This window comes from Maribacter sp. MS6, from assembly GCF_056839185.1.
Map to the genome: position 1 here is coordinate 2,667,747 of NZ_CM166389.1, position 13,322 is coordinate 2,681,068.

General features: G+C 38.8%; 16 protein-coding genes. 10 read left to right on the forward strand and 6 right to left on the reverse strand.

Features of this window, described 5'->3' with window-relative positions; genetic code table 11:
- Positions 1–105 precede the first annotated feature (105 nt).
- The 3 genes from bioB (at position 106) to MS6x_RS11725 (ending at position 2,692) form a co-directional block, all read left to right on the forward strand.
- Positions 106–1,200, forward strand: a complete 1,095-nt coding sequence (bioB, locus tag MS6x_RS11715) for a biotin synthase BioB (protein WP_482602222.1) — start codon at positions 106–108, stop codon at positions 1,198–1,200.
- Between the two features lie 79 nt (positions 1,201–1,279).
- Positions 1,280–2,128 carry a cupin-like domain-containing protein gene (locus MS6x_RS11720; protein WP_482602224.1) on the forward strand — a complete coding sequence of 283 codons (849 nt, stop codon included), beginning with the start codon at positions 1,280–1,282 and terminating at the stop codon, positions 2,126–2,128.
- A gap of 69 nt (positions 2,129–2,197) precedes the next feature.
- Positions 2,198–2,692: a DUF6646 family protein gene (locus MS6x_RS11725; protein ID WP_482602226.1), complete on the forward strand. Its 495-nt coding sequence runs from the start codon at positions 2,198–2,200 to the stop codon at positions 2,690–2,692.
- A 17-nt stretch (positions 2,693–2,709) separates the two neighbouring features.
- Here the strand turns inward: MS6x_RS11725 and MS6x_RS11730 are convergent, their stop codons facing one another.
- From MS6x_RS11730 to MS6x_RS11745, 4 genes are all read right to left on the reverse strand, one after another.
- Complete coding sequence (locus tag MS6x_RS11730) at positions 2,710–3,195, reverse strand: regulatory protein RecX (RefSeq protein ID WP_482602228.1); 486 nt, start codon at positions 3,193–3,195, stop codon at positions 2,710–2,712.
- The gene (locus MS6x_RS11735) at positions 3,173–3,373 is read right to left on the reverse strand and encodes a hypothetical protein (RefSeq protein WP_482602230.1); all 201 of its coding nucleotides are present in this window, start codon (positions 3,371–3,373) and stop codon (positions 3,173–3,175) included. The genes MS6x_RS11730 and MS6x_RS11735 overlap by 23 nt, the downstream gene beginning before the upstream one ends.
- 142 nt (positions 3,374–3,515) lie before the next feature.
- Positions 3,516–5,066 carry an Rne/Rng family ribonuclease gene (locus MS6x_RS11740; protein WP_482602232.1) on the reverse strand — a complete coding sequence of 517 codons (1,551 nt, stop codon included), beginning with the start codon at positions 5,064–5,066 and terminating at the stop codon, positions 3,516–3,518.
- 268 nt (positions 5,067–5,334) lie between these two features.
- Complete coding sequence (locus MS6x_RS11745) at positions 5,335–5,625, reverse strand: HU family DNA-binding protein (RefSeq protein WP_013306152.1); 291 nt, start codon at positions 5,623–5,625, stop codon at positions 5,335–5,337.
- A 116-nt stretch (positions 5,626–5,741) separates the two neighbouring features.
- Here MS6x_RS11745 and mutY point away from each other — a divergent pair, with 116 nt between their 5' ends.
- The 6 genes from mutY (at position 5,742) to MS6x_RS11775 (ending at position 11,341) form a co-directional block, all read left to right on the forward strand.
- Positions 5,742–6,791: an A/G-specific adenine glycosylase gene (mutY, locus tag MS6x_RS11750; RefSeq protein ID WP_482602235.1), complete on the forward strand. Its 1,050-nt coding sequence runs from the start codon at positions 5,742–5,744 to the stop codon at positions 6,789–6,791.
- 27 nt (positions 6,792–6,818) lie between these two features.
- Positions 6,819–7,286: a single-stranded DNA-binding protein gene (locus tag MS6x_RS11755; protein ID WP_482602237.1), complete on the forward strand. Its 468-nt coding sequence runs from the start codon at positions 6,819–6,821 to the stop codon at positions 7,284–7,286.
- Positions 7,287–7,303: 17 nt separating this feature from the next.
- Positions 7,304–8,629 carry a gliding motility-associated protein GldE gene (locus MS6x_RS11760; RefSeq protein ID WP_482602239.1) on the forward strand — a complete coding sequence of 442 codons (1,326 nt, stop codon included), beginning with the start codon at positions 7,304–7,306 and terminating at the stop codon, positions 8,627–8,629.
- Positions 8,622–9,179, forward strand: coding sequence for a gliding motility lipoprotein GldD (gene gldD, locus MS6x_RS11765; protein ID WP_482602241.1), 558 nt, complete (start codon positions 8,622–8,624; stop codon positions 9,177–9,179). Before MS6x_RS11760 ends, gldD begins: the two co-directional genes overlap by 8 nt.
- Positions 9,180–9,253: 74 nt before the next feature.
- Positions 9,254–10,201 (forward strand): pyridoxal-phosphate dependent enzyme, encoded by a 948-nt coding sequence (locus MS6x_RS11770; RefSeq protein WP_482602243.1) that lies wholly within the window; start codon positions 9,254–9,256, stop codon positions 10,199–10,201.
- 30 nt (positions 10,202–10,231) lie between these two features.
- Entirely contained in the window at positions 10,232–11,341 is a 1,110-nt protein-coding gene (locus MS6x_RS11775) for an MBL fold metallo-hydrolase (protein WP_482602245.1), read from the forward strand.
- Here MS6x_RS11775 and MS6x_RS11780 read toward each other — a convergent pair.
- Positions 11,334–11,759 (reverse strand): hypothetical protein, encoded by a 426-nt coding sequence (locus MS6x_RS11780; RefSeq protein ID WP_482602247.1) that lies wholly within the window; start codon positions 11,757–11,759, stop codon positions 11,334–11,336. The two genes, MS6x_RS11775 and MS6x_RS11780, sit on opposite strands and share 8 nt — an antisense overlap.
- A gap of 4 nt (positions 11,760–11,763) precedes the next feature.
- Positions 11,764–12,105 (reverse strand): heavy-metal-associated domain-containing protein, encoded by a 342-nt coding sequence (locus tag MS6x_RS11785; protein ID WP_482602249.1) that lies wholly within the window; start codon positions 12,103–12,105, stop codon positions 11,764–11,766.
- A gap of 276 nt (positions 12,106–12,381) precedes the next feature.
- Here MS6x_RS11785 and MS6x_RS11790 point away from each other — a divergent pair, with 276 nt between their 5' ends.
- Positions 12,382–13,269, forward strand: coding sequence for a DMT family transporter (locus MS6x_RS11790; RefSeq protein WP_482602251.1), 888 nt, complete (start codon positions 12,382–12,384; stop codon positions 13,267–13,269).
- The last annotated feature ends 53 nt before the right edge of the window (positions 13,270–13,322 follow it).

A 13,322-nucleotide genomic window follows, 5' to 3' on the forward strand; every position in this document is an offset into this window, starting at 1 on the left:
AAATAGTGCAATAAAGCATACTATTGAAAGCACTTTTCAATTCGTTTAATTATTATATCTACCCTAATTCAGCTATTTTTGAAACCTAGAACAAGCAATTAATTTATGAGCGCAGCCAGACATAATTGGACCAAACAAGAAATTCTCGATATATATAACAGACCTCTGATGGAGCTACTTTACGATGCCGCTACCATTCACAGGAAAAATCATGACCCTAATACAGTTCAAGTGTCCACCTTGCTTTCTATCAAAACAGGAGGTTGTCCAGAAGATTGTGGCTACTGTCCGCAAGCGGCACGTTACCATACGGATATTGAAGGAAATGACTTAATGACCGTGCCTCATGTGAAGGCACAGGCACTTCGTGCAAAAGCATCCGGTAGCTCTAGAGTTTGTATGGGCGCGGCATGGCGTAATGTTAAGGATGGTCCTGAGTTTGACCAGGTGTTGGAAATGGTACGCACTATTAATAAATTGGATATGGAGGTTTGCTGTACCTTGGGGATGATTACAGAAAATCAGGCAAAGCGTTTGGCGGAAGCCGGTTTGTATGCCTATAACCATAATTTGGATACTTCTGAGGATTATTATAAAGATGTAATTTCAACTCGTGCCTTTGAAGACCGTTTGGATACGATAGAAAACGTTCGTAAGAGTAATGTTACCGTCTGTAGCGGCGGAATTATAGGTATGGGTGAGGCCTTGGAAGACCGCGCCGGTATGTTGGTAGCGTTATCTTCGTTGAGCCCGCAACCCGAATCTACGCCTATTAATGCGCTGGTAGCTGTGGAAGGTACACCTATGGAGGATATAGAGCCCATTGCCATTTGGGATATGGTGCGTATGGTGGCAACCACACGGATTGTATTGCCGGAAACCCAGGTAAGACTATCTGCCGGCCGTACTCAAATGAGCAGGGAAGGGCAGGCAATGTGTTTCTTTGCAGGTGCAAATTCTATTTTTGCAGGTGATAAGTTGTTGACTACCCCAAATCCGGATGTGAACGACGATATGGAACTATTTAAGCTGTTAGGACTTAATCCTCAAAAGCCTTTCAGCAAAATTTCTCAGCCCAAAACGGTAGAGGCCTCGGATTCTGAGTTTCAAACCTTAGGTGAAAAACCAAAATGGACTAGGCCAGGGCATAAAATAGAACGTAATGAGTTGGCGAAACAAAAGGCCAAATTGACGGACTAAACTTACATTATTCCCTTTTTTAAGAAATTGTTATAAGCGGGTTGATTAAATTTGTTCTTCCTAAACAAACCGAGCACCATTGAATCTAGTCGAAATTCCTAGGGTAAAATCGATTTCTAAGCAAGACTTTGTTTCTTCCTATTTGAAACCACAGCTTCCTGTAGTGATAGAGTCCTTTGACGGTGGCTGGGAAGCACATTCAAAGTGGTCCTTGGACTATATTAAGGATATTGCGGGAGATAAGATGGTTCCCCTTTACGATGACCGGCCTGTGCAACATGAAGATGGTTTTAATGAGCCACATGCTACCATGAAAATGTCGGATTATATTGATTTGCTTAAGAGAGAGCCTACCAAATACCGTATTTTTCTTTGGAACATATTAAAGGAGGTCCCGGAACTGCAAAAGGATTTTAGCTATCCAGATTTTGGTATTCGATTGTTAAAGCAGGTACCTATGCTATTTTTTGGTGGCAGGGATTCCCATACTTTTATGCATTATGATATTGATTTAGCCAATATTTTTCACTTTCATTTTGAAGGAGAGAAGGAATGTATTCTGTTTTCACAATCCCAGAATAAACATCTTTATAAGGTACCACATTCCCTCATAACCCATGAGAGTATTAATTTTTCAAATCCAGATTTGGGGCAATGGCCCGCGCTAAGAAAGGTCAAAGGGTTTAGGACCACACTTAAACATGGCGAGGTTCTATATATGCCAGAAGGCTATTGGCACTATATGAAATATAAGACTCCTGGTTTTTCCATGAGCCTTCGTGCTTTGGCCAGAAACCCTAAAAATCTTGGTCATGCGGCATATAATATTGTGATTATGCGTCATTTTGATGTATTGATGCGAAAATTAAAAGGTCAAAAATGGATCGACTGGAAAAATAAACGTGCCATAGAACGAACTACCGTTTAGTTTATCTAGTTGTTGTGGGGTAATTAAATATATTTGCACCCTTAAAACGCGAATCATTAAGTTTTAGATATGAAAAATATAATAGTAGGGATAGTATTAGTTTTTGGAATAGCCACCATGAATGCTCAGCCGTTTGATGGTAAAGGAGATTCAAAATTTCAGGTCGGTGCAAGCTTTCAGGATAACGGAACGGGAATAACCGCAACCTATGATTATGGACTTGGTGAGAACTTCTCGATTGGAGTTTCAACAGGTTATGTTTTAGGTGTAGACGAAACGATTGGAGCTGATTTTGCCGACCGTATTAACGTGGTCGCTCGTTTTAATGCAAATATCGGAAGTGTGCTAAATATAAGCGATGCCGTGGATATTTACCCTGGCCTTAATCTATCTATGAAACAATTTGGGGGTCACTTAGGTGGGCGTTATTTCTTTAGTGACGGGTTCGGCATTTTTACGGAATTTTCCGTTCCTTTTGCAAAGTATAATAACGATACCTTGTCTGATGCAGAATTGCTGAACAATCAGTTTGTATTTGGTCTGGGTGCTGTCTTTAATCTATAGATTAAAACTTTGAAAAGTTAGGGAATAAGCCTTTTGGTTATTTCGTAGACCAAAGGGCTTTCCCATCCTCTGTATAAAAGGTAATCGGCCAGCTTTTTTCGTTTTTGGAAGATATTGGTCTCGGTAAGCTGTCTGAAGCGCTTTTCTGCAAGCTGCTCTAAGGTTTCCAAATAATCGGTTTCGTCAAGTTCCTTAAGCGCTAGATTGATGTTGTATTTCGTGATATCGCGCTGCTTAAGTTCGTTAACGATTCTATTCTTGCCCCACTTTTTTATCTTGAATTTACCACGGGCAAAACTGCGGGCAAAACGCTCTTCATTTAGAAAATTCTCTTTTATAAGATGTCCTAGGATTTCGTCAATAGCTACTGGAATCATTCCCATTTCCCTTAATTTGGAAGTAACTTCTTTGTGACAGCGGTCTTGATAGGCACAGTAGCTTTCCAGTTTTTTGGTGGCTTCTATCAAGGAGTAGGAGGTATTATTTTTTATCTCTTTGTTCAAGTGCTTTTTTGTATTTTTTAATTTTAATATACTCTAATTCAGCAGTAATGCCAGTTAGCACCGGCATCATCATAATAACATCAAAGGTGTCGCTTCGTACGAAATCCCTTCCCATAAATCCACCTAGGAGTATGCTCAGTACAATTAATATCCAAAACGTGTTCTTCGTTTGTTTCAACTTTGTTCTTCATGCCGGAGATTCCAATTTTATTAATTCTTCTGTTTTCAAAAGCTGAGGTTAAGATGTCTTAGCAAGTTAAGAAATAAGGTCCTAATGGTGCCAAACAAAAAAAGCGACTCCGGTTAGAAGTCGCTTTTTATTAATAAATTGTTTTACCGTCTTTATTCTTAAAACGGTAGTCGAGATACGTATACGCATCCCTTGGTTGTATTTTGATCCATCTTTTATGCTCCAAGAACCACTTGGTGCGTATAGAAGGAAATCCTTTTGTGATGTAGGCCGCAATAAACGGATGCAAATTCAAAGTAATACTTTTACTTTCCTTTGCAGGGCCTTTTAAAAGCCGCTCTAGATCTACGTTTATTTTGTCTATTAAAACTATGGGAGCTTCTACTTCCTTTCCTTTTTGGTTTGGATTTTCCTCTGTGGTCTTAATATTCATTTCTGGTCTCACACGCTGCCTTGTAATTTGAATGAGTCCAAATTTACTTGGCGGTAAAATTTTGTGTTTGGCACGGTCGTCCTTCATCTCATCTCTTAGATGTTCAAAAAGCTTTTTTCTGTGCTGCGCCTTTACCATGTCAATGAAGTCAACCACGATAATACCACCCATATCTCTAAGTCGCAACTGTCTTGCGATTTCGGAAGCGGATATCAGATTCACCTCTAACGCGGTATCTTCTTGATTTTTTGCCTTATTGGAACGGTTACCGCTGTTCACGTCTATTACGTGTAAAGCTTCGGTATGTTCAATAATCAAATAGGCACCTCTGCTCATTACCGCTGTACGGCCGAACGAAGTTTTTATTTGCCGGTCTATTCCAAATTTTTCAAAAATCGGAACTTGGGAGTCATAGTGTTTTACGATAGACTCCTTGTTAGGGGCAATCTCTGCTACATAATCCTTTACTTGATTATATAGGTCAGCGTCATCAACATGTATTCCTGTAAAGCTGTCGTTGAAGACATCCCTTAAAATGGAGGAAGCCCTGTTAAGCTCTACTAATACTTTAGAAGGTGTTTGTGCACGCTGTAATTTTTTACACATGGTGGACCATTTGTCCAACAAGTTTTGTAAATCTTTGTCTAATTCTGCTACTTTTTTGCCTTCTGCAACTGTTCTGATAATAATTCCAAATCCTTTTGGTTTTATACTCTTTACAAGTCTTTTAAGCCTATCTTTTTCCTCATTGCTGCCTATCTTTTGAGATACGGAAACACGATCGGAGAAAGGAACCATGACCAAATAACGACCTGCTATAGATAGCTCGGAGCTAATTCTTGGTCCCTTGGTGGATATGGGTTCTTTAACAATTTGCACTAAAAGGGACTGATTGGCCTTAACAACATCTGTTATTACGCCATTTTTATCAATATCTTTTTCGAAAGGGAAATCCTTTAAGGAGTACTCTTTTAATCTTCCAGAGCTCACCTGTTTTATGAACTTAAGCATAGAGGATAACTGTGGCCCCAGGTCGTGATAATGCAAAAAAGCATCTTTCTCGTACCCAACGTTGACGAATGCAGCGTTAAGGCCCGTTACCGGCTTCCGTATTTTGGCTAAAAAAATATCGCCTACGGAAAAGTCGTTATTGTCCTCTTCTTTATGCAGTTCAGTGAGTTTTCCGTCCTTTAATAAGGCAAAATCGACGGCATCGGAACTAGATCTTACGATTAATTCTCTATTCACCTGAATGTATTTATACTTACCTAAAGCTTACAATGGCATGTAAGCCAGATAAATTGATTAAACAATATCGTAAACAGATTTATATAAATCTGCCGAAGTTCATCTTTGGAACCTCTCTGTCAAAGAACGTTATAAAATGAAAAAGTAGTTGTAACAACTACTTTTTCTTGTGTCGGTTAGCTCTTCTGCGCTTCTTGCGCTTGTGTGTAGCTACCTTATGTCTTTTTCTTTTCTTACCACTCGGCATAAAGTTCTATTTTTAAGATTATTATTTAACTTGTACGTTGCTCTTTACTCCTTCTACAAAAACCTTTGCAGGTTTGAATGCAGGTATATTATGGGCCGGTATTTTAATTGTTGTGTTCTTGGAAATATTTCTTCCGGTTTTTTCTGCCCTAGTTTTAATAATAAAACTTCCAAAACCTCTAAGGTACACATTGTCTCCGCTTTCTAAAGAAGTTTTTACCTCTTCCATGAAGGATTCAACCGTTGCCTGTACATCTCCTTTTTCAATTCCCAGCTTGTCTGAGATTTTAGATACAATTTCCGCTTTCGTCATTAGATTTTCTGTATTTTTTTCGGGTTGCAAATATATAAATTAAATTCAATCTTTCTTTCTAAAGGGTTAATTTTAAGTATTTAAACTGCTACTTTTAACGCTTAGTACAATAGTTAATGGTTTTTTCGGATAAAATTCTAGGTTGGTATCAGAAAAACAAGCGCGATTTACCGTGGCGTTCATCTACTGATCCTTATAATATTTGGCTATCGGAAATTATCTTACAACAGACTAGGGTAGCGCAAGGAACGCCATATTATGTAAGCTTCATAGAAGCCTTTCCCAAGGTAACGGATTTAGCTAAGGCAAAAGAAGAAACCATATTAAAATTATGGCAAGGTCTCGGGTATTATTCTAGGGCTCGTAATTTACACGCCGCGGCTAAAATGGTGGTAGAGGAATATAATGGTCAGTTTCCGGAGAACTATAAAGAACTTTTAAAGCTTAAAGGCGTTGGTGATTACACCGCAAGTGCTATTTCATCTATATGTTTTAATGAAAGGCAGGCGGTTGTAGATGGGAATGTATTTCGTGTGTTGTCCCGTTATTTTGGGGTGGCAACGCCTATCAACAGCACGGCTGGTATTAAATATTTTAAAGATTTGGCGCAACAGGTGTTGCATGTTAGCAATGTGAGGGACTACAATCAGGGTATCATGGAATTTGGGGCAATACAGTGCATTCCAAAAAATCCAATTTGTGCCGAATGTCCGCTGAAAGACGGTTGTGTAGCTTTAAAAGAAAAGAAAACTGAGATTTTACCGGTAAAACTAAAAAAGACCAAGGTCAAAAATCGTTTTTTTAATTATTTAGTGCCCATATACATTGCTGAAGATGGTAGAAAACATACCTTGTTGAGACAACGCACAGGAAAGGGGATTTGGCAGAAGCTTTGGGAGTTCCCCTTATTGGAATCTGACAAGAACATGGATTTGGATGGAGTAGAACAAGGCTATGGAAAAGTTTTAGAACTAAAATATACACCAAATGTTAGCCTATTTAACACTAATGTAGTGGTGCATAAATTGTCGCATCAGCATTTACATACGAAATTTTGGATTTTGGAAGTTGATGAGATGGTACTGGATGCTATACCGATTACGGAATTAGAAAGATATCCTGTTCCTGTTTTAATATCGAGCTTCTTGAATGCATTTAAATTTTAGTATTTTTGTACTTCAGAAACTAGTATTATGAGCGGTACATTAAATAAGGTTATGCTAATTGGGCATTTAGGCGATGAGGTAAAGATGCATTACTTTGAAGGCGGTGGGAGCATTGGCAGGTTTCCAATAGCTACTAATGAAACGTACACAAACAAGCAAACAGGCGAACGTGTGACCAATACGGATTGGCACAATATTGTGGTGCGGAACAAGGCTGCAGAGATTTGTGAGAAATATTTGAGCAAAGGTGACAAGGTATATGTTGAGGGTAGGCTAAAAAACAGACAGTGGCAAGGAGAAGATGGCAACACTAGGTACACTACTGAGGTACATGTACAGGAATTCACCTTCCTTTCTACCAAAAAGGAAAGTATGGCCAATAATCAAGCACAGTCTGCGGGTAACATCGCGACTGCGCCCGTTAACGCACCGGCGCAACAAACAACCCCTACAGGAGTTAGTGAACCCGAACAGGAAGATGACCTTCCCTTTTAAAACCAAACAACTGACCATTGGATCCTGACCCTTTAAGTGATACGTTAAGTTTTTTGGTGATGGATGGCGCTTTTGCGTTAAACATTGGTGTACTTGTAATATTGCTCTGTTGTTCTGCACTAATCTCTGGTGCAGAAGTGGCACTTTTCGGTTTGTCGATTACAGAGGTGAATACGATTAGTGAGCAAAAAACACCTCGAGGATCTATTCTTATCTCTCTTTTGGAAAGGCCAAAAAAATTATTAGCTACCATCCTTATTGCCAATAATGCCATAAATATTGGTATCGTACTCTTATTTAATATAATAGGCGATACCTTGTTTTCTGATATTACACAAGTCCTTTTAGGATTGGTTTCGCTACGTTTTCTGTTAGAAGTGGTAGTAGCTACCTTTTTAATATTGATGTTTGGAGAGATATTACCCAAAGTATATGCTAACCGAAATAGAATGAGCTTTTCCCATTTTATGGCTTACCCGTTAAGGGTGTTGGATTTTCTGTTTTCACCTTTGAGTTTGCCTATGCGTTCCGGGACCATTTTCTTATATAATAAATTGGGAAAGGAAAAATCTAGCCTTAGTGTGGATCATTTGTCCCAGGCCTTAGAGCTTACATCCGAAGGAGACACAACTAAAGAGGAGCAGAAGATATTGGAAGGAATTGTAAGCTTCGGTAATACCGACACCAAACAAGTAATGCGACCCAGAATAGATATCTTTTCCTTAAACGATCAAATGAAATTTTTGGAAGTTTTAGAAGAGATTAAAAAAAACGGATATTCCCGAATTCCAGTTTTTGCAGATAATATAGACAACGTTTTAGGAGTTTTATACGTTAAGGATGTTTTGCCTTATTTAGAGCGTAAATCCTTTAATTGGTTAAGCTTGATACGGGAACCTTATTTCGTACCCGAAAATAAAAAGTTGGATGATTTGCTTACTGAATTTCAAGCTAAGAAGAACCATTTGGCGGTGGTTGTTGATGAGTATGGTGGCACTTCCGGTATCGTTACCTTGGAGGATATCATAGAGGAAATTGTTGGGGATATAAGCGATGAGTTTGATGACGAAGATCTTATTTATTCCAAATTGGACGACTTCAATTATGTGTTTGAAGGCAAAACCACGCTAAAGGATTTTTACAGGGTTATAAAGATTGCTGATGAAACCCATTTTGAGGAAAATAAAGGAGAGTCGGAAACAATTGCAGGTTTTGTACTGGAAATAGCTGGCAGTTTTCCAAAAAGAGGAGAGGAAGTGCTTTTTGGTGATTATAAATTTATAGTTGAAAGTTTAGATAAAAAAAGGCTAAAACAAATTAAGGTCACATTGCCAAATGAATAATAACTATTTTATTTTGTGTTTTTTCTGCCTCTTTGGTATGGCAGCTTGTAATGACGAATCGCCAATTCCCAAGCCAAAAGCGCAAATAAGATTGGAATATCCCCAAGGAGAATTGGCTACATTAGAGACGGCTAATTTTTCTATTAGCTACAATAAGTTGGCAAATCCGAAAGAAAATAATGAAATGGCGTATACCTTAGAATACCCTGAAATGAAAGGGGCTATTTTCTTAAGCTATAGAAGGCTGGATAACGATTTAGATAAATTGACAAGGGATGCGAAGCGATTGAGCTATGAGCATGCGGTAAAGGCACACAACATTGTAGAACAGCCTTTCTTAAACCCAGACGCAAATGTATACGGTTCCTTATTCGAAGTTCATGGCGATGCTGCTTCACAGACACAGTTTTTTGTAACCGACAGCACAGATCACTTTCTTACAGGCTCGGTGTATTTCTATACCAAACCTAACTACGATTCTATTCTGCCTGCCGCAGCCTATTTGCAGAATGATATTCGTAATATTATGGAAACGCTTCGTTGGAAGTAATATAATTTGAGACCGGTCATGTTTTCAAAACCTTACGGTTCTCGTTTGCCAATTTATCATAAGTGCTTTTTGATATGAAAAACCAAACGCTATTAGATTGCCATGTTAGAATTGCTCCCTATATTCATAACACGCCCGTTATGACTTCTAGGTTAATTAACAAAATAGCGGGAACATCAATATTCTTCAAGTGCGAAAATTTTCAGCGCGCTGGAGCTTACAAAATAAGGGGCGCTACAAACGCCATATTGCTCTTATCGGATGAACAGCGAAAAAATGGAGTAGTCACCCATTCCTCCGGAAACTTTGCCCAAGCTGTTGCTTTGGCAGCAAAGAGCTTAGGTATTATGGCACATATAGTTATGCCATCATCCGCTCCCGAGATTAAGAAAATAGGGGTAAGGGAGTATGGTGGTATTGTGTATGAGTGCGAACCTACTTTGGAGGCAAGGCAAGCTATGGCGGATAAAATTGGAAATGAAACCGGTGCTACTTTTTTACATCCTTCTAATAGCAAAAACGTAATTGTGGGCCAGGGTACGGCTGCTTTGGAACTTTTAAAAGAGATACCCGATTTGAATGTGATTTTTTGTCCCGTTGGTGGTGGCGGACTCATTGCAGGGTCTTCCTTGGCTGCGACTTATTTTGGTGATAACTGCATCGTTATGGGAGGTGAACCTTTTGAAGCCGATGATGCCTACCGATCCTTGCTCAGTGGAAAAATAGAAGGAAACGACACTGTAAATACAATTGCAGACGGACTAAAAACTACCCTTGGCGATAAGAATTTTCCCATTATTAAAGAACACGTATCCAAAATTATTCGGGTTACGGAGAACGAAATTGTCGCCGCCATGCGCTTGGTCTGGGAGCGTATGAAAATCATTATAGAACCTTCTAGTGCAGTAACTGTTGCTGCCTTATTGCGAGATGCAAAAGAAAATCCTAATATGTACTTGGACAAAAAAGTAGGTATTATTATTTCTGGGGGCAATGTTGATTTGGGTAATTTGCCTTTTTAAATGCAAAAATTCAAAAAAGTAGCTTGGAAAATGATTCTAATTCTAATTGGCCTATTATCTCTCGTAGCTATAGCTGGTATCGTATTCTTAAATAGTAGCCCAGAATTTGGAGGTACTATCTCAAAAGTGGAACGGGAAAAACACGAACGTTCCCAGAATTTTAAAAATGGTGCCTTTGTAAATTTAGGCGGAGTTTCAATGAGTCTTGGCTTTAGCGATTTCATTAAAAGTTTTAAAGGTTATTTGAGTAAGCAGCCCAATGCTATTCCTGATAATAATATTGAAGTGGTTTCTTTGGATTCATCTGCTGTTGCCAATTATAGCGGTGCTACACGACTAGTTTGGTTCGGTCATTCAGCCTTTCTAATTCAAACCAATGGAAAGCATATTCTCATAGACCCAATGTTCGGGAATGTTCCGGCTCCGCACCCCATATTTGGTGGTTCGCGGTTTAGTAAGGAATTTCCAATTTCCCTTGCCCAGTTGCCACGTTTGGATGCGGTTATTTTTTCACATGATCATTACGACCATTTAGATTATGGCTCCGTAGTAGCTTTAAAAGCCAAGGTAGATCGCTTCTTCACACCGCTGGGGTTAGGAACGCATTTAAGGAAGTGGGGCGTTGCAGCGGATTGTATCACCGAATTGGATTGGTGGGATGCAATTACTACGGACGGACTCACATTTACCTGCACGCCCGCCCAGCATTTCTCTGGACGAGGCCTTATGGATAAAGGCAAGACCTTGTGGAGCGGTTGGGCGATTACTTCTCGGACAGAGAATCTTTTTTTTAGCGGCGATAGTGGTTATGGTCAACATTTTAAGGAAATAGGCGAACGTTTGGGACCATTTGATTTCGCTATGATGGAATGTGGACAGTACAACGAACTTTGGAAGGAGATTCATATGATGCCAGAAGAAACAGCCCAAGCAGGTCTGGATATCAAAGCAACTGTAATAATGCCCATCCACTGGGGCTCTTTTAAGTTGGCTATGCATCCATGGACAGAACCGGTAGAACGCCTCTCCAAAAAGGCAGAGGAACTGGGCTTGCCAATCATAGTTCCAAGAATTGGCGCCCCTATCTATACCAACAAGTTGGAAAGGGTCTCAAATAACTGGTGGAAAGAAGTTAATTAGTGCTGTTCAGAATTTTGTCAGCATTCGAGATACTACTATTTATTTTTTCCCTTACAATTTTAACCTTTTCTTCCTCCTCGTCCAACCATTTTTGTTTTTCCTCGGTAAGTGCTTTTCCTTTCATAATTTCATCGGCATCGAATCGTTTTCCGATACCTTGCATCCAATCCATCATAGACTTGCTGGCGTCTTGCAAATCTCGCATAGCTTTGCCTTGCGGAGAATCTATTCCAAGCGAATCTGCCATGGGTTTTAATTGCCCAACAAGTTTTCCAATTTGGCTCATTTTTGGCATAACTTCATCATGTATTGCCATTACCTCTTGCATTTGAGTAGTACCTTCTTGCTTCTTTTCATCTTTACATGAAGAAAGAAAGATCAAGCAGGTTGATACGAATAAAAAAAGTATTTTTTTCATATTATTATTCTTTTACGGTAATAGTTTTGATTGTATAAACATAGGTTTTCACCTTAGTATTGGTAATGATGTTCTTTAGCTTTTCTGTGGTTATACTTTCTTTGTCATATAGTATGACGGCCTCTTTTTTTTCATAACTTACAACAGCCGAAACCACCCCATACGCATCCTCTAGATTACTACTTATTTTATCCGCGCATCCTTCTTGGCAGGCCATACCTTCTATACCAATGACAGCTGTACTCATATTTTTTTTCTCGAAACTCATTGTATCTCGTGGACTTTCTTGAGCAAATGAAATGTTGACTAAAACAATAAAGCTGATTAGGGTTAAAAGTGACTTCATAATACAGGTTGTTTTGGTGTATTGAATAATTAATCCCTAACGGTGGCAATTAAATTCCAACAACCATGTAAAGATACTAAAAGTTCAAAAAAATGATTCGGTTTTAATTGTAGATAAAACACACCTTTGGTAGCTGATTGCCAGCAGGTATCTACAGGTTTAAAACGGTGAAAGGGTATTAATTATCAATCCAAATACCAGGAATTATTGGGCGGATAGTTTTTTCCTCCTCACTTTAAATCAGAAAAAAGCATCACTTTTGCAAAAAAAATAGCTTTGAGTCATCAACAACGAAAATGGTTTTACCTGATTGTACTCTCGTTTATTTGGGGAACATCATATATATTGATAAAAAAGGGATTGGAAGGCTTCGCTCCTTTACAGTTAGGTGCTTTACGTATTGTGATAGCAGGAGGTCTTTTAATGTTGATAGGTTTTAGATCACTAAAAACGGTTGAGAAGAACGATTGGAAATGGCTAGCGTTGTCCGGTTTTGTGGGTAGCTTTTTGCCCATGTTTCTGTTTGCTTTTGCTCAAACGGAGATAGACAGCGGTGTAACTGCGGTTTTAAATTCTTTAGTGCCCCTGTTTACATTGTTCGTTGGTTTATTGGCCTTTGGTATTTCATTTACCCGTAATCAACTTCTAGGCGTTCTTGTAGGTCTGTCAGGTGCTTGTTTATTGGTTGTTTTTGGAAGTAGTATACATCCTGGACAAAATTATTGGTATGCCGGGTTGGTTGTCATTGCTACGATTTGTTATGCCAGCAATGCCAATATAATTAAGAGCAAGTTACAAAATGTAAGTCCCATGGGAATTGCGGTGGGTAATTTTATATGTATTTTAATTCCGGGAATGATTTTATTGCCATTGTCTGGAACACTAACTACCGAGGTTATTGGCGGAGAATTTTTTTGGAGTTCTTTGGGATATATTACATTGTTATGCATTATCGGGACTTGTATCGCCAAGGTCTTATTTAATAAATTGATACAGATTTCCTCACCTGTTTTTTCAGTCTCGGTAACGTATTTAATTCCAATCGTTGGAATATTTTGGGGAATTATAGATGGAGAAGTGTTTACGCTAAAACAGCTTGGGGCTTCACTTTTAATACTGGCGGGGGTTTATTTGGTCAATCAAAAAAAGAAAAAGGTAGTTTAAGAGCATTTGTTACTGTAACAATCAAAAACAATTGTAGTCTTTTAGTGGAAATC

What these genes read in the sequence shown, in the direction of transcription:
- MS6x_RS11755 (WP_482602237.1), top strand. Translation starts at nt 6,819, where the DNA reads ATGAGCGGTACATTAAATAAGGTTATGCTAATTGGGCATTTAGGCGAT.
- MS6x_RS11775 (WP_482602245.1), top strand. Translation starts at nt 10,232, where the DNA reads ATGATTCTAATTCTAATTGGCCTATTATCTCTCGTAGCTATAGCTGGT.
- MS6x_RS11725 (WP_482602226.1), top strand. Translation starts at nt 2,198, where the DNA reads ATGAAAAATATAATAGTAGGGATAGTATTAGTTTTTGGAATAGCCACC.
- MS6x_RS11780 (WP_482602247.1), bottom strand. Translation starts at nt 11,759, where the DNA reads ATGAAAAAAATACTTTTTTTATTCGTATCAACCTGCTTGATCTTTCTT.
- gldD (WP_482602241.1), top strand. Translation starts at nt 8,622, where the DNA reads ATGAATAATAACTATTTTATTTTGTGTTTTTTCTGCCTCTTTGGTATG.
- bioB (WP_482602222.1), top strand. Translation starts at nt 106, where the DNA reads ATGAGCGCAGCCAGACATAATTGGACCAAACAAGAAATTCTCGATATA.
- mutY (WP_482602235.1), top strand. Translation starts at nt 5,742, where the DNA reads ATGGTTTTTTCGGATAAAATTCTAGGTTGGTATCAGAAAAACAAGCGC.
- MS6x_RS11770 (WP_482602243.1), top strand. Translation starts at nt 9,254, where the DNA reads ATGAAAAACCAAACGCTATTAGATTGCCATGTTAGAATTGCTCCCTAT.
- MS6x_RS11745 (WP_013306152.1), bottom strand. Translation starts at nt 5,625, where the DNA reads ATGACGAAAGCGGAAATTGTATCTAAAATCTCAGACAAGCTGGGAATT.
- MS6x_RS11785 (WP_482602249.1), bottom strand. Translation starts at nt 12,105, where the DNA reads ATGAAGTCACTTTTAACCCTAATCAGCTTTATTGTTTTAGTCAACATT.